This window comes from Tengunoibacter tsumagoiensis, from assembly GCF_003967535.1.
GTDB classification, from domain to species: domain Bacteria; phylum Chloroflexota; class Ktedonobacteria; order Ktedonobacterales; family Ktedonobacteraceae; genus Tengunoibacter; species Tengunoibacter tsumagoiensis.
Genome location: NZ_BIFR01000001.1, coordinates 1,630,283 through 1,647,135 on the forward strand (window position 1 = coordinate 1,630,283; position 16,853 = coordinate 1,647,135).

The window sequence follows — 16,853 nt, forward strand, 5'->3', positions numbered from 1 at the left end:
TAGGATAACGAGCATCACCTCTGTATCTCTGCATAAATTGACCCCCACCCATATCTAGCACAGTACAATCCTGGTGCTCTCACATTACAGCGGGATTGAGAGCACATTATGGCCTTCGCGTCCGGACTGTACAAGGTGTGAGATAAAGAGCTCGATCACAAATGGTTTCTCATAGAGAGGATTGCGGGCCGCATCCATAAAGAAGACATGCAGGCGTTCGCGGCGTCCATTGGGGCCATTGGTCCAGGCCTGCATAGGCATCGTGACTTCAGCAACAAAGCCTTCAGCTGGAATCCGCACATCGGCCTGCTGTACAATGTAGGCATAGTTCTGATAGAGAGCTGAACGCACCTCAATATGAGCTATCTCCCCTTCAACCAGATTACCGAGTCCAGACGCATTGCTACCCTCACCTTTTGGAGAATTGCGCCCCATAATGTGGATGCGAATAGAATAGCCCTGATTCGGCTGAATACGCAAAGGCGTCTCGATTAGCGCCGCTGAGCTCGTCTGCTGAACCTGCTCTCCCACCAGAAAGCGCTGCAAACGTTTGAGCGCTGTATCTCCCTGTCTCTGTTCGCCAGCGAGCTTAGGAATGGGCAATTTGGGGAGGCTGGTGCGTGGAATGGCGGGTAAAGGTCCAGTAAAGAAATTTTTCAGCCGTGTCACTGCATCTTCTTTAGAGCTCTGTTCGGTCTGTAGAGCAGCAGAACTTTCGGTTGATGGAACCGACGATTCAGTCTCCTGCGTCACTGTAGACACATCCTCAGTCTCCTGCGCACCTGTGGACACATCCTCAGCAACAGACTGAAGATGTGCGGCTGCAAGAGCGCGTTGTCCATCGGGCACAATAACGGTGTCCAGAGCAGCGATCTCCTCGGCGGCTCTGGCGGCCCTCTCCTCAGCAGAAGGAGTCGTTGAAGGATGAACAGTATCAGTAGCTGAGTGATGACCACTCTTTGCGTCAGATGGAGAAGGTGAGACCTTCGCTACTTTCTTCTTACTCAGACCTTTTTCGGATGGTGATAAATCCTGCTGAAGATCATCAACAGTCGTGCCAGTAGGTGTCTGTTTTTCAATGGGAATGGGTGTGCCCTGCCCTTCTTCCACGAAAGCCTCCCTCTTAGGGATCTCGCCCGTCCCCAACGCGCCGGTTTTCAGTTTAGACAGATAGCGCCGCGCCAACTGAACCTGGAGGGGGATAACCGAGATCGTAGCCTCTTCAGATGTACTAACGTCTGTGAGCTCCTTGTTGCTTTTATGATCGGCCTCAGTAGAAGTGATCAGTATCTCTTCTTTTGTCGTTCTGGTGCGTGCCGAACCTTTGCTCATACGGGCAGTGTTCTGGCGACTTTGCTGCTGAGCCAACATATTTAAGCCTAAGCGAAAAAGGATCTCAGATAGTTCATCGGCGCTTTGATAGCGATCTGAAGGTTCAAGCGAGAGTGCCTGAGTAATAATGGTCTCAAGAGGGTGACTGATCCGTGGATTGAGCTCATGGAGGGAAGGTAAAGGCAGCCGGGCTCGGGTTGCTGCATCTGGTGGTGGTGTGCCGGTGAGCAGGAGATAGAGAACTGCCCCCAGGCTATAGATATCTGAGCGAGCATCTACCTGACCCTGGAGCACCTCAGGGGCCAGATAAGGACCTCCCTCAGCTGCAAGAGGAGAGAGTTGCTGACGAAGCTCCGTCGGGAGCCAGGAGACGGCCAGTGCTGGTTGTGCAGCGTAGCCTGGCTCGCTTACAAAGATCGACTGAGGATCGAGTTCAACCACAAAGATCTGTTGACGATGAAGTTGAGCCAGCGTCTTGCTAAAGAGCTGGACCCAGGAGATTGCCACCTGTTCATCGGGCAAGCCGATCCCACTCTGCAACAGTTCCTCTAATGTTAACAATTGATTGGCTTTACTGGCCGTCGCCGTACGGTCATCTTTCTGATTGAGATTCCATCGTGAGATCAAATAGACATGATCGGGTGTAGACTGTATATCTATAAAAGGGATAATGTGTGCTATATTCTGCTGTTGGAAAAGATCATACTCTTTCTGGAGTGCCGCTATTACCTGGGTGCGGGATAGAGGGGCCAGACTTTTGCAATCGATATCCTGAATAATCACGGAGCGTTGATGTTGAGTATCAAAGGCGCGGAGCAACTGAGAAGATGAGCGCCTGCGTACCAACGACATAATGCGATAACGAGTAGCGATTGTCTGCTGAAGCCTGGGATTGCTCCCATTCTGTATTTCTACGCGCTCGCCACATTTGCCACAAAAAAGGGCATTAGGTGGTAACGTTGTGGAACAACGTTTGCAAAGAAGACTATCGAAATGGCCCTGTTCAGATGTTGAGTGTGTTGCGCTCATGCCAAAAATACGCCTTTTGTGTAAAATTTACTTCTCTGGAAATTATAGCATAAGGGAAGCGCCGTCTGTGGGGTTGGGCCTGCCAGTAGGCAGGAGGTCATAGGTACCAGGGCCAAATATGCCATAAGCAAGGAGATGCACCGTACTATAAGGGAAGGCAAAGGGGGAGAGTGAAATGAATAGTACCATCATCTTAGTCGGACTAACCCTTGTCATAAAGGGCGCATTTTGTTAGAATCCCAAAGGGACAATGCACGCTTTCTATCACCCCCCTTCTATGCTGATGTTACGTCATGGGGTAGAGGATGATACAATAACGAGTAGCAGATAACCAACAAATTTGGATGTACATTCTTCCTCTGGCATGAGCCTGAATTTACGATCCGATATACCGGAGGTATGTATTTTTATGAACTGGGATTTAACCACCGTCCTGTTTTGGATCTTTGCCGCGCTCCTGGTGGGCCTGGCTTTGTCGGTGGTAGCGTTTCGCAACATTGTGCATAGTGCTCTGGCACTTGTTGCGTTCTTTGCAATGGCAGCCGGTATCTACGTGCTGCTCAATGCTGAGTTCATCGCCATTGTGCAGATTCTCGTCTACGCAGGCGCGGTGAGCATCCTGATCTTGTTTGCGCTGATGCTAACACGTATTACTGGCCGGACCAGCACGAATCCGACCAATCGATTGTGGCCCACCGCTGTGGTCATCTGTGCGCTGGTTGGTGGTACCATCGTCTATGCCCTGCTGAACAGTTCGATCGCTATTGCGCGAACTGGCAACGGAGTGCAGTCCACAGTCAACAATGTCGTACGTATTGGTCAACTGCTCTATAGCCCAACAACCTACAGCTTTGTGCTCCCTTTTGAGATAGCGTCATTTGTATTGCTGGTGGCGATTGTGGGTGCCATTGTGATTGGTAGAGAGGATTAAACGATATGGGACTGACGCTCGATCACTTTTTAATCCTCGGTGCTGTGCTGTTTTGCATTGGACTGTATGGGGCGATCTCTAAACGCAATGCAATCGCCGTATTGATGGGCATTGAGATTATGTTGAATGCCGTCAATATCACCATGGTAGGTTTTTCGTTCTTTAATCAGTCAAAAAGCGCCACGGTTGCCGGAGATTTTGGCAACTATGCCGGACATTTGACTGGACAGATCTTCGCTATCTTTATTATCACTGTTGCTGCGGCAGAGGCGGCGGTCGCCCTGGCGATGATTATCGCGATCTATCGCAAACGTGATACAGTGGATGTTGGCGAGATCGATATGATGAAGTGGTGAATCGATGTTGTATCAACTTTCCTGGACAATTCTGCTCGCACCGCTGCTCGCTTTCGCTGTCATCATCTTTGGCACACGCGTCTGGGACTTGCTTAGCCGCCCACGCGTAGCGACTCCGACAACGACGCATGATGATCATCATTCGCATGATGCTCACGAGCTTCCGGGCTCTTCCCATGGTCATGACGATCATGCTGTAGCAGATCACGGTCACGATGCACACGGTCTGGATGACGATGAGGACCCGAAGGTCCCGGCTCTGTCGACTGGTGCTAAAGTTAGCGCCTACGCAGCAATTGCGATTATGGCCCTGGCTTGTTTGTATTCCTGGACCTTACTTATCCATTCTCTTGTGTTCCCCGATGCTCTGCGTCAACTGTCACCAGATGGCAAGCAGTATGCAATTCAGGTTCTGAGCTATACTTGGCTGAACCTCGGTACATTGAATTACACTATCACCTTCCAACTTGATCATCTGGCTATTACGATGCTGGTGGTGGTGACGACAATTGCTCTGCTCGTCCAGTTTTATTCTCAGGGCTATATGGAGAACTCCGCAGGGTATGCGCGTTTTTATGCCTACCTGTCGTTGTTCGCCTTCTCAATGCTGGTGATTGTCTTTGCACAGAACTTCCTGGTGATCTTCTGTGGCTGGGAACTGGTAGGTCTGAGCTCATATCTGCTGATTGGCTTCTGGATCAATAAGCGAGCCAGACCAGAGGAGCAGCGTCCTGCCCCCGCCGGTGCTTCATTGCAAGCGTTTGTGATGAACCGTATCGGTGATGTCGGTTTTATTCTCGGTATCATGATCCTGTTTGTGAATACGGGCTCCTTCGAGTTTAGCAAGATTCTGCCAGGCGTTCAGCATATGGATAAAGGCCTGCTGGCTGTTGCTATGCTGCTGGTCTTCTGTGGCGCTATTGGTAAATCCGCTCAGTTGCCTCTGCATACCTGGCTGCCCTCCGCTATGGAAGGTCCGACACCGGTCAGTGCGCTGATCCATGCTGCGACCATGGTTGCTGCTGGCGTCTATATGGTTGCTCGTACCTATCCTCTCTTTGCTTCGGCTGATCCAATTGCCTTCCAGGTGGTGGCCTGGGTTGGAACACTGACGGCTTTCTTTGCGGCGACTATTGCTCTGGTGCAGTCGGACTTCAAGCGTGTGCTGGCCTTCTCGACGATCAGTCAGCTGGGCTATATGTTTGCTGGTCTGGGTATTGCGGGTCCGGAGTATGGTGCTGGTCCTGGTATGTTCCACCTGTTCACTCATGCCTTCTTCAAAGCGCTGCTCTTCCTGGGCGCTGGTAGTGTGCTGCATGGTCTCCACCATGCGATGCACAAAGAGGTTCAGGATGTGCGTCTGATGGGCGGTCTGGCGACACGAATGCCAATTACGGCTTTCACCTGGCTGGTCGCAACGATGGCAATCTCTGGCTTCCCATTTTTCTCCGGTTTCTATAGTAAAGAAGAGATTATCGGGCTGGCATTTGAGCATCAGAACTGGGGTATCTACGTTCTGACGCTGCTGACCGCTGGTATGACGGCCTTCTACATGCTGCGTGCCTTTATCCTGGCCTTTGGTGGACCTCAGGGGAAGTTCTTTGGTCTATGGGGTGGCACCTATCGTGGAACAGGTGAGGTCCATGAGTCTCCTCGGACGATGACCATTCCTCTGCTGCTGCTGACTATTCCTTCGGTTCTGGCTGGCTACTGGTTTAATTTCTTCACCTATGCCACTCCTGGTAGTGAAGAGATCCACAATCTGGATTTTGTCCGTTTGCTGTCTAGCCCGGATACCTGGGTTGGTGTGCTGGTCTCTTTTGTGGGTCTGGGCATCGCACTGGGCATTTATGGTCGGATTGAGTTTGCAAAGATTGGCTCTTTTGTCGAGTCAAATGCAGTTTTGCGGACCGCGCATCGCATTCTTTTTAACCGTTACTACATCGATGATCTCTACAACTGGATTGCACAGGGTCTGGTGCTGGGTGGCATCTCCCGAGCGGCGCAGTTGTTTGATACCTATATCGTTGATGGTGTTGTAAACGGGGTTGCGCAGGGAGTTACTGGTCTGGGTCGCGGTATGCGCCACCTGGAGACTGGTAGAGTACAGTCCTATATGATTGGTTTCTTTGGTGGTGTGGCTATCTTAGCTGTGCTCGTCATTGTGCTGGTCACAACCGTCGTAAAGTAAGGATAAACTGATGATCTTTCAGAATCTGCTGACATGGATTATCCTGCTGCCGGTGATCGGTGCATTGGTAGTCTATGTTCTGCCTACGAAGTGGGCGCGCTGGGCTGCCCTCGGGGCGTCAGCATTAACGTTTGCATTCACCCTTGTGGTGTTTTTTATCATCCAGGCAAAGGGAACTGGTTTCGGTGATCTGCAACACCTCCCTTATGCAGTGCAGGCCAATTGGATCAATTTCAATATCGGTTCCACGAACCTGAAGATTGACTACTTTCTGGGAGTCGATGGTCTGAGCCTGCCGATGGTCGTTTTAAATGGCCTGCTGACCATGCTGGCCGTCATCGGTGGCTGGGAAAAGAAGGATGTCAAGAACTATCTCGCCCTGCTGCTCTTCCTGGAAGCTGGCGTGATGGGCGTCTTTATGGCGCTGGATATCCTGTTCTTCTTCCTCTTCTGGGAGGTTGAGCTGGCTCCGATGTTCCTGCTGATCGGTATCTGGGGCAGCGATGCCATCAAACATGGCGTCCCAGGCCGTATCTACTCAGCCTGGAAGTTCCTGCTGTACACATTCTTTGGCAGTGTGTTTATGCTGGCTGGCTTCCTGTTCGTGTACTTTACCCGCCATACTGGCGACATGACGATGCTCTCTCAGACTGGAAATCTGTTGACTGGCAATGCGACCGTCCTGGGAATTACGGTTAGCGCGCAACTGCTGGCCTTCCTGCTGGTCTTTATGGCCTTTGCAGTGAAGATTCCAATGTTCCCATTCCATACCTGGCTGCCAGATGCACACACAGATGCTCCTACCGAGGTCAGCGTATTGCTGGCTGGCGTGCTGCTAAAGATGGGTGCCTATGGCCTGATCCGCTTCTGCCTGACCCTTTTCCCCAGCGGTGCACATGATTTTGCTGGCTGGCTGGCAGTCATTGCCGTCATTAATATCATCTATGGCGCGGCGATCTGTCTGGTGCAGAAGGATATGAAGAAGCTGATTGCCTATTCGAGCGTCAGCCATATGGGGATCATTCTCCTGGGGGTTGCGGCTGCTGTTGGAGCTGGCAACGGAATCTTCCAGGGGGCTGGTGATCAGACGTTCCGCGATGCGGCTCTGATTGGAGCGACCCTACAGATGTTCAGCCATGGCATTATTACCGGACTGCTCTTCTTCTGCGTTGGTGTGATCTATGATAAGGCTCATACCCGTGAGATTGAGGTCTTTGGTGGTGTGGCCAAGCGGATGCCAATGCTTGGGACGCTCTTTACCTTTGCCGCCATGGCTTCTCTCGGACTGCCTGGACTGGCTGGTTTTGTCGCTGAGTATATGGTCTTCACCAGCAGCTTCCGCATCTGGACGATTCCAACAGCTGTTGCAGTCTTTACGATGATCCTGACTGCTGCCTACCTGTTGTGGATGATCAAGCGTGTCTTCTTTGGTCCCTTCAATGCCAAGTGGAACTGGCTGCCCGACGCCTCGCCTCGTGAGCTGATTCCGTTGTTTGCGCTAGCGGGTCTGATCGTCTTTGTAGGTGTCTATCCTACTCCGCTGATTGACGTGATTACTAGCAGCCTGCATCCGATCGTTCAGGCTGTGGCGAGTATTAAGTAGGTATATGCCCCTGGTGAAAATGATCCGAGCGAGGCCTGCCTTGTTTCGGATCATACGGGTGTCCAGGGGTAAGGAGTAACTATGTTTAGAGTGTCTGATCTCTACCTGCTAGCGCCGGCGCTGACGGTCACGCTGCTGGCTCTGGTGGTGATGACGGTAGATCTGTTTGTGAAACGCCGTGTAATCATTGCTGGAACCGCGTTGATTGGCTTGATTGTACCTGCGGCCTTCTTGATTGCGCAGGCAGTAACCTATACAAAGCCACAAACGGCTTTCTTTGGTATGCTGGTGATTGACCAGTATGCGATCTTCTTTAATATTATCTTTATTCTCATAGCTGCCGTGATGATTCTGGCCTCGTACGATTATGTGGGCAAGTATGTGAAGGCTGATGGCGAATTTTTTTCGCTGATGCTCTTCTCGGTTGCTGGCATGATGTTTATGGCCAGTACAGGCGAGCTGATCACGATCTACATTGCACTGGAACTGACCAGTATTCCGCTCTATGTGATGGCGGGTATGCTGCGTGGAAGTGCCAAGTCCTCTGAGGCTGCGGTGAAGTACGTCCTGCTGGGCGGTATGTCTTCAGCGATCCTGCTGTATGGCTTTGCCCTGCTGTATGGTCTGACCGGTACAACTGATCTGGTTGGTATTGCACAGACCTTCAAGACCAGCCTGCATGATGGTAACCTGCTGGTGATCGTTGCGGACGTTCTGATTATGGCCGGTTTTGGCTTTAAGATCTCAGCGGTGCCTTTCCATATGTGGGCTCCTGATATCTACGAGGGTGCGCCTGCTCCTGCAACGGCCTTCTTCTCCGTAGGTTCCAAGGCTGCTGGTTTTGCCGCGTTGATCCGCGTCTTCATCTATGGCGGCCTGGGTCAGGTGAATCTGACTTCACTGGTGCTGGTCATTGCCATTATTGCCGTCATGACCATGACGCTGGGGAATCTGGTGGCGGCAGTGCAGAAGAATGTCCGTCGTATGATGGCGTATTCGAGCATTGCGCAGGCTGGTTATCTGCTCGTCGGGTTTGTTGCCAGTCTGGCGAGTAATAATGCTGCCGGTAATGCCGCTCTGTTGTTCTTCATCTTGATCTATGTGATCACGAACCTGGGTGCCTTTGGCGGCATTATTGCTCTGGCCAATCTTACTGGTGGCGAGACAGTCGATGATTTCCGTGGGATGTGGAAGCGCTCGCCTCTGTTGAGCGTCTGTACCGCTTTCTGTCTGCTTTCGCTGGCTGGTATTCCACCGCTGGCGGGCTTCTTGAGCAAAGTTGTGCTTTTCACAGCGGCCTGGAATCTGGGCCAGCAGTGGCTGGTCGTAGTTGCGCTGCTCAATAGCATCGTCTCACTGGTCTACTATGGTCGTCTGATCAAGACCATGTTCTTTGACGAGCCAGGCAAAACCGAGCGCATCACGCCAACCTGGGGTTTGAGCACCTCTATGGTGCTGGCGACGGCAGCTCTGCTTGTCTTAACGGTTGCAGTTCAGTTTGTTCTGAATATCGCGACGCCAGCGGCTCAGAGCCTGCTCTTCTTGCTCAAATAGAACTCTCCAACACGCAAAAAAACCAGGAACGCCTGACGTTCCTGGTTTTTTTGCGTGTTGGAGAGAAAAGATAGAGCAAACCTTTAGACTGTCTTGAGAAAGTCTTGAAATCTCTACGCTAGAATAAGAGCTGTGAAGGCGAGCAGGACAGAAGGGTGAGATGAGACCTTCATATTGATAACAATGACAATTATGACAATGATACTTTTGAAAATGGTTTGAAGCGAGGAGAGGAATATTCATGCGTGGATTTTCACGTCGTATGCAGGCATTGCTTGTGATCGGCCTGCTGGCGCTGCTGCTCTGTGTCCTGACCGCTTGTGGCGGGGCCGCATCGAGCACACCAACCGGTTCTACCAATACTACCAGCCAGAATACAGGCAGTACCCAGGTTACCCCAACGGCTACCTCTAGCGACCCTGCGACCCAGGTTAACGATGGGGATCAGAAGGTACAGGATATTCTGGGTTCGCTGGATGGGACCAAAAATGATGTCGCCACAGCAACCAGCACAAAAAATAGCGAAGACGAAAATCAGGTTCCCTGACAGATCGAATCTTCGGTTCATCTATGAATGTATAGTTTCCAATGGATCGATACAATACGACATTTATTACGAAAGAGGCTGATTCAATGCAGAAGATTTCTCAACTGGTTCGTCAATTGCCGGGCCGTTTACCTTTAGCCAGTATGTTAACTGCTGTCTCCTTAACCGCTGTTCTTTCAGGCGCTGCTCTGGCCGCTCCGCAGGACACAAAGCCCAATCAGAGCTGTGGTGCTAAGGATGTACAATGTGTGATTACCTTTGCTGATCAGCGTATTCAGGAGCGCCAGGACGCTCTGGTGAAGCTTTCTACAAAGGTGACCGATCTCCAGCAGAAGCATCATATCTCGGACACCGAGGCTGATAATCTCCAGGGCAATATCAAAGCGGATAAAGATGGTTTAAACGATCTAAAGACAAAGATTGATGCCACGACCGATGCGAAAACGGCTCGTGAAGAGGCCAAAACCATTTATACCCAGTTCCGTATTTTTGCTGTAGTGATTCCTCGTGATACCAAACGTCTGCATCTGGATGTTGAGCTTCAGTTGCGCGACACTCTGGAGGATTTGAAGTCCAAGCTTGAGTCAACTCTGGATAAGGTACCAGCCGATAAGCAGGATCAGGCCAAGCAGGACTTTACCGATTATAAGAGCAACCTGACCGAGGCTGAGGCCCAGATCGATGTTGCTCAGACTGCGATTGCTCAGTTGACTGTAGATAACTATAACAATCATCGCGATGTCTACGAGACCAATCTAAAGACGCTGGATCAGGCTGAGACCACCATTCATAAAGATCTCCATGCGGCAGCCAAAGATCTGCATGAGATCAATAAGCTGGCAAAGAAGAAATAATCGCTTGAGTTTGAGCCAACAAGAAGGCCGCCTTCCTGCATATGGGAAGACGGCCTTCTTGTTGGCTCAAACTCAAGTGAGCATGCTATACTGAAAGAAAACCATGACTTTTTGATCGAAGAAACCAACCGTTAAGGAATAGATAGTGTATGGACCAGACACAACCTGCCCCACATTCCTGGGGGCGTTATCCAATCTCCCGACCAGCAAACGTCATTACCCCCTACTGGCGGGATGAGCTTCCTGATCTATCGCAATGTGAGCTGTCCATTCTTCCCTATGGCTATGGTCGTAGTTATGGAGATAGCTGCTTAAACGATGGTGGTATCCTGCTGGATATGCATCATCTTAATCGGCTGCAATCGTTTGACCCTGCAACAGGATTGATTCGTTGCGAGGCAGGCGTCTCCTTTGCGCAGATTCTGGACGTCGTTGTACCGCATGGCTGGTTTCTACCAGTCTCACCGGGCACAAAATTTGTGTCGGTGGGAGGAGCAATCGCCAATGATGTGCATGGAAAAAATCATCATAAAGCCGGAACCTTTGGCTGCCATGTCACGCAGTTTGCTCTTTTACGCTCCAGCGGCGAACAACTGATCTGCTCACCGACACAGAATAGCGAGCTTTTTTGTGCGACCATTGGTGGGCTGGGTTTAACAGGATTGATTCTCTGGGCTGAATTCCAGTTAAAGCGTATCGTCAACCCATATATTGATATGGAATCAATTCGATTTGAATCACTAGATGAATTTTTTGCGCTTTCGGAAGAATCCGACCAGAAGTATGAGTACTCGATGTCCTGGGTCGATCTCCTGGTAGGTGGAGATCGTTTATGTCGAGGTCGTTTTATGCGTGGCAACAATAATCAAGATCCAGCTTTAAATGAGAAGGTTCCAGGACAGCCGTTGCCTCTCGCTATTCCAATTGATTTCCCATCAATTGTGCTGAACTCTCTGACCATTAAAGCCTTTAATCAGCTGTATCACAATGTACAACTGAGCAAAGAGATGCATAAAGTAGTGCCCTATAATCCTTTCTTTTATCCGCTAGACTCGATCTATGAATGGTATCGGATGTATGGGAAACGCGGCTTCCTCCAATATCAGTTTGTGGTGCCATTTGAGACGGCGCGGGAGGCTATGCGGGAAGTACTTGGTCGCATCCGCTCATCTGGCGAGGGCTCGTTCCTGACTGTTCTCAAGACCTTTGGAGCAGTGAAATCACCTGGCATGCTCTCATTTCCCCGTCCAGGGCTGACCCTGGCCCTCGACTTTTCGTATCACGGGCGCAAGACCTTACGCCTGCTGGATGACCTGGACCATTGTATTATCCAGAGTGGAGGAGTCGTCTATCCAGCGAAGGACGCTCGTATGAGTCCGGAGAGCTTTCAGACCTACTACCCCCAGTGGCAGAACTTTGCCCAGTACATCGATCCTAAATTTTCATCAAGCTTCTGGCGTCGTGTCACCTCCTCTTCAATTGAGGAGCCCATTCCTGTAGCCAGTAGAAGCAACAACATTTTCTAGTGGAAAGACAAGAAATCATGAAAGTCTTAATTCTTGGAGCAACCTCTGCTCTGGCCCATGAGGCAGCAAGGTGTTTTGCAAAAGACGGAGCTGAGCTCTTCCTGGTTGCACGTACAGAAAGTAAGCTGGCAGTAGTAGCTAATGATCTCAAGGCTCGTGGTGCCAGAAGGGTAGAGACTGGCCTCTTTGATCTGAACGAACTGGATCGTCATGAAGCGCTGTTGAATGAAGCCATCGCAGCCCTGGGAGGGCTGGATATGCTTTTGATTGCACATGGCACATTGGGAGATCAGAGGAAGTGTGAGCTCAGCGTAGCCGAGACCTTACAAGAGCTCAACACAAACTTTATCAGTGTTGTCTCACTCTTGACCATTAGTGCCAACTATTTTGAGCAGCAGCGCCATGGCTGTATCGCTGTGATTTCATCTGTAGCAGGCGAGCGTGGGCGTCAGAGTAACTATGTGTATGGAACTGGGAAAGCGGCAGTCAGCGCCTTCCTACAGGGTCTGCGCAATCGTCTGGCGAAGGCGAATGTTGCGGTTGTCACCATCAAACCGGGGACTGTCGATACCCCTATGACAGCTGGTATGAAAAAAGGTCTCCTCTTTGCCAGGCCGGATGCGGTGGGACAGGGAATCTATCAGGCTATGCTCAAAGGGAAAGATATTGTGTATCTCCCCGGCTATTGGCGGCCCATTATGCTGATCATCAAAAGCATTCCAGAGAGCATCTTTAAGAAGCTATCTCTCTAGGTCATGGCATCTGGGTGCTGGCTTATCATTCATGATGGTTGTGGAAAGATCAATCCCCACGTGCCATCATGAATGGTAACAATGAAGCGATTAATTATGGCGTGAGTAGACGGAGAGCATAATAATGCCGATAATGACCAGGATAATGCCGAGCCCGCCCATTGCAAAGATCAGAATGGTCGTGCCGGAGGTACCGCCACTGGAAGTAGTATCAGCCGCAGGCGTGGGTGTAGGTGTGGCCTGAGCAGTTGGTGTAACACCAGTCGTAGGAGTAGGAGTTACCGAAGAGCCAATCGTAATAAAATTGTCCTTCACCAGTTTGAGTGTGGGCTCGTTTGTGGCAACGACAATAATTGTATAGGCCCCATTAGGAATATCCTTAGGCAAGATCAACGTCGTTTGAAAATCACCATTAGTGGAAGGTTTAACGTTTCCACTGGCAATAGCCTGAGTGATATCAGTACTGCCATTGGAGACAAGGCCCACCGAGAGCTTTTGAGCTGGGACCCAGTTCTGCCCAGAAATAATAATCGTATCGCCAGGATTCACCGCAGATTGTGCAATCGTCACCGTGACATCTTGAGCTACAGTGAACTGTTGAGTCGAGACCGCCTTTTCATCGGGCGCATTAGCTGAGACCGCACAGATATAATACGAGGTAGCCGCAAGCCCCGCATTTTGTGGCCAGACGGTTGACAGCGAGAACGTTTTATCGGCCTGAACAGAAGCGGTATTATTTGTTCCTAAAGGTGAGAGACCCTGATTCGCGCCGCAGGTTGAGGAATTAAGGGTTGTATACAGATTGACTGTGCTACCAGGTGTAAATCCTGTGCCAGTCACAGTGATTTTCGTGCCTGGATGGCCCAGTAGACTTTGTGTATTTGGCATACTCAGTGATACTGTCTGAGTGCTTGTAGTTGCCGTTGCAGTAGGCGTTACAGTCGTAGTCGCCGTTGCAGAAGGCGTCGGCGTCGTATCAGCGCTTACCCTACTGGCAGCATGGAGCAAAGTAGCAGGCGTCGAGAGTAAAATAAGAAGAGAGACGCTGGCTACAGCAAACAAGAGCAACGCAATACGTTTGAAGAAAGTTTTGAACACAGTACTCAACTCCCTGAGAACACAACATCAATTATAAACATAAACGTTATCGGTCGAGAGCTCGTAACAGAGACTGACCTTTGCGCCCTGTTATTTCTGTTTAGCGGCCAGGGCATCGCGTTGGCGAATAGCTTCGTAAAGAGCGATACTTCCTGCGACCGCAGCGTTAAGTGAATTGATATGACCATACATAGGAAGTTTGATTAAGAGATCACAATGTTCTCGGACGAGCCGGCTAATCCCTTTGCCTTCATTGCCAACGACAAGAGCCAGGGGGCCCGTAAGATTGGCTTGAGTATAGAGCGTTTTGGCCTCACCTGCCAGACCAGCGACCCAGATATTCTGGCGTTTCAGCTCTTCAATCGTACGGGTAAGATTGGTCTCCTGGGCGATGAGCAGATGTTCAGTAGCTCCAGCTGCGCTTTTCACCACCGTTGCATTGACTTCAGCGGCGCGATGTTCTGGAATCACGACTCCATGGAGCCCTGCGGCCTCGGCGGTGCGCATAAGTGATCCGAGATTATTGACATCCTGGATGGCATCTAAAATAAGGAGAAATGGAGGCTCATTCCGACTGTCGGCATAGGCAAGAATCTCATCAACAGTCGCATAACGACGCTCTTCTACCAGAGCCAGGCAGCCCTGATGCACAGCATTGCGGCTCAACTGATCTAGACGATGACGAGGTACAATCTCAAGGAGAACCTTCTGACGTTCAGCCTCTTGAACAATCGAGGTAATCGCACCAGCCTCGCGTATACCTTCTGCGAGTAAAATTTTTTTGACCCGCCGCCCTGCATGCAACGTTTCCAGAATGGGGTTACGGCCCCAGATATATTCAGGCATACAACCTCTTACTTAGTATTCTTATCTTTTAAATAACCATGCCCCGTTGGAGCGCACCATCAACCACGAAAAGAAGATGGTTTTCATCTGAGGAAGTATATCATATTTCAGCGTTTCCTCCTGTCGGACCAGGGCTATTTTCCGCCCTCACATCAAAAGTAGCGCTTTTGGGGAAGATTGTTCAGGTAAAATTGACTTTTTATAAACAACTAGTTAAACTTTAATTGTTTTATAACTTATTTTTTGCCCGCATTTGAGGACAGCTATCTTCGAGGCAACAAACTACGAGGTGGCTGTGGTTGGCCTTAAACGCTGTGGTTGTTATTTTTCCTCCACAAGGAACGTAAGATGATAGTTACACCAGGACAGGAATCATCAGGTCTCCCTACAAATATGTTGGCTCGTGCACGTGAACATGTGCTTGTGATTATTGATGCAGATGAGGTGCGGGCGCAACGTTTGGCAAGCATTGTGACACTAGCAGGGATGCGTGCAATGGTCTCTTCGAGTACATACCAGGCTTTTGAGCGGTATTTACAGCAGCGTTTTTCCCCACGAGCTATTCTGCTTGGTCAACAGGAGGAGATGACGACCCCTTTATTTAACCGTTTTTATCAGCGTTTGCGGATGGATCTCCAGCGGGAAACGCCGATTCTCCCTATGGGGCAGGTCCATCTGCCCGATGGTAACTTATTGGTTGCTGATGAGACAATCTCTCCAACTGTGCATCAGTTTTCCAAAGCTGCGAGCAGGCTCTTGCATATGATCTGGCAAGTGGTGCCTACTGCACAAGTTCCGCTGATTCAGACCGAACATACACTGGCTCTCGAAGTATTGCCTGAGAAGTTTGGTATGCAGCCTGTGGTGTCACGTAAGCGACGAATGAGCTCTAATTATTTTCACCAACAACTGAAAACGGCGAAACCTCTGATTCCAGCCGATCAATGGGCCACTTTGATGACCGATGTTGGATTAAGCCAGTATCGCTCTGAAGAGAATTGGCCTCCGATGGTGGATCAATATACGATTCCTCCTGAGCAGACGACTTGTCTGACGCGGGCTGTCATGTTTTCTAAGCCTGAAGATCCTCTTCAACAGATACGCGCCTGGTCATATGCCATGACTGATGATATTGCGCAACGTGGTATGACCGTTTTTATTATGAAGCAGATCCCCAAACTCTTTGGTCATGATGGCTGGATGAAGTCGCTCCTGAAAAATACAATGAATGATAATATAAAGATTCGTGGCGAGAAACTGGCCGATTGGAAACAGCTGGATGATGGGTCATTTTTGCTAGCCTTTTATAGTAATCTCTATGTTTATGGTTCTATTGGTGGCGACCAGCCGATCTGTTATGGATGGCGTGTGGCATTGGAGCGGCTGTTAGAATTGACGAATGTGCAGGGACATTGGAAAATTCGTGAGATTGAGTGTAGCTGCCAGACTCATACAGGGCACTGCATTTTTCATATTCGCCCGGTCTAGCGCGATGTTGCATGTTTTTAACCCCCTTACGCCTCGATGACCTCACGTCTCCTTCCAGATAGTGAAGTTCTGCTCTGTGAGCCCCTCCATCGCATCTTTTTCAGATGAGCTATGGAGGGGCTCACATGGTAGAGTGGGGAAGAGAGGAAAGAGACAAGCGACTTTCCCTACTTTACATAGCATAATAATGCATTATGTGCTCAAGATGATAATACGAGTAGGGAGGGTCGCTTGTCTCCTTCCACAATCGCGAAGTTCCACCATGCCAGCCCCTCCATAGCTTTATTTCCCCATTTTCCGTTTTCCACTTGAGCTATGGAGGGGTGACCAGAGCGGAGTGGGGAACTGAGGAAAGAGACAAGCGACTTTCCCTACTTAAAATGTTTTATATTCATAATAGACCAAGATATAATAATACAAGTAGGGAAGGTTGCTTGTCTCCTTCCAGATCGTGAAGCTCCGCTGTGTGAGCCCCACCATAACATTCCTTCCCATCACCTCTGTTCCCATTGAGCTATGGAGGGGCTTACAGAGCGGAGGGGGACCAGAGGAAAGAGACAAGCGACTTTCCCTACTTTACATAGTATAATGCTGCGTTATGTGTTTAAGATGATAATACGAGTAGGGAAGGTTGCTTGTCTCCTTCCACAATCGCGAAGCTCCGCAATGCCAGCCCCTCCATAACATCCTTTCCCATTGGCCATGGAGGGGCTCACATAGCAGAGTAGGGAAGAGACACACCTTCT

At 50.1% G+C, this 16,853-nt stretch carries 13 protein-coding genes; 10 read left to right on the forward strand and 3 right to left on the reverse strand.

Annotation, left to right across the window (positions count from 1 at the left end; all coding sequences use genetic code 11):
- Positions 1–84: 84 nt before the first annotated feature.
- Positions 85–2,361, reverse strand: coding sequence for a protein kinase family protein (locus tag EL628_RS06375; RefSeq protein ID WP_126579139.1), 2,277 nt, complete (start codon positions 2,359–2,361; stop codon positions 85–87).
- A 409-nt stretch (positions 2,362–2,770) separates the two neighbouring features.
- Here EL628_RS06375 and EL628_RS06380 point away from each other — a divergent pair, with 409 nt between their 5' ends.
- The 9 genes from EL628_RS06380 to EL628_RS06420 all read left to right on the forward strand — a co-directional run bounded on the left by EL628_RS06380 (position 2,771) and on the right by EL628_RS06420 (position 12,675).
- Positions 2,771–3,292, forward strand: coding sequence for an NADH-quinone oxidoreductase subunit J family protein (locus EL628_RS06380; RefSeq protein WP_161975308.1), 522 nt, complete (start codon positions 2,771–2,773; stop codon positions 3,290–3,292).
- A gap of 5 nt (positions 3,293–3,297) precedes the next feature.
- Entirely contained in the window at positions 3,298–3,648 is a 351-nt protein-coding gene (nuoK, locus tag EL628_RS06385) for an NADH-quinone oxidoreductase subunit NuoK (protein ID WP_126579141.1), read from the forward strand.
- Between the two features lie 4 nt (positions 3,649–3,652).
- A complete protein-coding gene (gene nuoL, locus EL628_RS06390) occupies positions 3,653–5,839 on the forward strand; it encodes an NADH-quinone oxidoreductase subunit L (RefSeq protein ID WP_126579142.1) in 2,187 nt (728 codons plus the stop codon).
- A 10-nt stretch (positions 5,840–5,849) separates the two neighbouring features.
- Positions 5,850–7,442 (forward strand): complex I subunit 4 family protein, encoded by a 1,593-nt coding sequence (locus EL628_RS06395; RefSeq protein WP_126579143.1) that lies wholly within the window; start codon positions 5,850–5,852, stop codon positions 7,440–7,442.
- 81 nt (positions 7,443–7,523) lie between these two features.
- Positions 7,524–8,996, forward strand: a complete 1,473-nt coding sequence (locus tag EL628_RS06400) for an NADH-quinone oxidoreductase subunit N (protein WP_126579144.1) — start codon at positions 7,524–7,526, stop codon at positions 8,994–8,996.
- 241 nt (positions 8,997–9,237) lie between these two features.
- Complete coding sequence (locus EL628_RS06405; protein WP_126579145.1) at positions 9,238–9,543, forward strand: hypothetical protein; 306 nt, start codon at positions 9,238–9,240, stop codon at positions 9,541–9,543.
- Positions 9,544–9,629: 86 nt separating this feature from the next.
- A complete protein-coding gene (locus EL628_RS06410) occupies positions 9,630–10,397 on the forward strand; it encodes a hypothetical protein (RefSeq protein WP_126579146.1) in 768 nt (255 codons plus the stop codon).
- 149 nt (positions 10,398–10,546) lie between these two features.
- Positions 10,547–11,923, forward strand: coding sequence for an FAD-binding oxidoreductase (locus EL628_RS06415; protein WP_126579147.1), 1,377 nt, complete (start codon positions 10,547–10,549; stop codon positions 11,921–11,923).
- Positions 11,924–11,937: 14 nt separating this feature from the next.
- Complete coding sequence (locus EL628_RS06420) at positions 11,938–12,675, forward strand: SDR family oxidoreductase (RefSeq protein WP_126581886.1); 738 nt, start codon at positions 11,938–11,940, stop codon at positions 12,673–12,675.
- 90 nt (positions 12,676–12,765) lie between these two features.
- Here EL628_RS06420 and EL628_RS06425 read toward each other — a convergent pair whose 3' ends face one another.
- A complete protein-coding gene (locus tag EL628_RS06425; protein ID WP_126579148.1) occupies positions 12,766–13,773 on the reverse strand; it encodes a hypothetical protein in 1,008 nt (335 codons plus the stop codon).
- Between the two features lie 90 nt (positions 13,774–13,863).
- Positions 13,864–14,619 carry a 23S rRNA (guanosine(2251)-2'-O)-methyltransferase RlmB gene (rlmB, locus tag EL628_RS06430; protein ID WP_126579149.1) on the reverse strand — a complete coding sequence of 252 codons (756 nt, stop codon included), beginning with the start codon at positions 14,617–14,619 and terminating at the stop codon, positions 13,864–13,866.
- Between the two features lie 348 nt (positions 14,620–14,967).
- On the opposite strand from rlmB, the gene EL628_RS06435 reads away from it, so the two are divergent.
- A complete protein-coding gene (locus EL628_RS06435; RefSeq protein WP_126579150.1) occupies positions 14,968–16,107 on the forward strand; it encodes a hypothetical protein in 1,140 nt (379 codons plus the stop codon).
- Positions 16,108–16,853 lie beyond the last annotated feature (746 nt).

Excerpts from the sequence above, each read along its gene's own strand:
- EL628_RS06400 (WP_126579144.1), top strand. The coding sequence starts at position 7,524 with ATGTTTAGAGTGTCTGATCTCTACCTGCTAGCGCCGGCGCTGACGGTC.
- EL628_RS06395 (WP_126579143.1), top strand. The coding sequence starts at position 5,850 with ATGATCTTTCAGAATCTGCTGACATGGATTATCCTGCTGCCGGTGATC.
- EL628_RS06380 (WP_161975308.1), top strand. The coding sequence starts at position 2,771 with ATGAACTGGGATTTAACCACCGTCCTGTTTTGGATCTTTGCCGCGCTC.
- EL628_RS06405 (WP_126579145.1), top strand. The coding sequence starts at position 9,238 with ATGCGTGGATTTTCACGTCGTATGCAGGCATTGCTTGTGATCGGCCTG.
- EL628_RS06375 (WP_126579139.1), bottom strand. The coding sequence starts at position 2,361 with ATGAGCGCAACACACTCAACATCTGAACAGGGCCATTTCGATAGTCTT.
- EL628_RS06415 (WP_126579147.1), top strand. The coding sequence starts at position 10,547 with ATGGACCAGACACAACCTGCCCCACATTCCTGGGGGCGTTATCCAATC.
- nuoK (WP_126579141.1), top strand. The coding sequence starts at position 3,298 with ATGGGACTGACGCTCGATCACTTTTTAATCCTCGGTGCTGTGCTGTTT.
- nuoL (WP_126579142.1), top strand. The coding sequence starts at position 3,653 with ATGTTGTATCAACTTTCCTGGACAATTCTGCTCGCACCGCTGCTCGCT.
- EL628_RS06435 (WP_126579150.1), top strand. The coding sequence starts at position 14,968 with ATGATAGTTACACCAGGACAGGAATCATCAGGTCTCCCTACAAATATG.
- rlmB (WP_126579149.1), bottom strand. The coding sequence starts at position 14,619 with ATGCCTGAATATATCTGGGGCCGTAACCCCATTCTGGAAACGTTGCAT.
- EL628_RS06410 (WP_126579146.1), top strand. The coding sequence starts at position 9,630 with ATGCAGAAGATTTCTCAACTGGTTCGTCAATTGCCGGGCCGTTTACCT.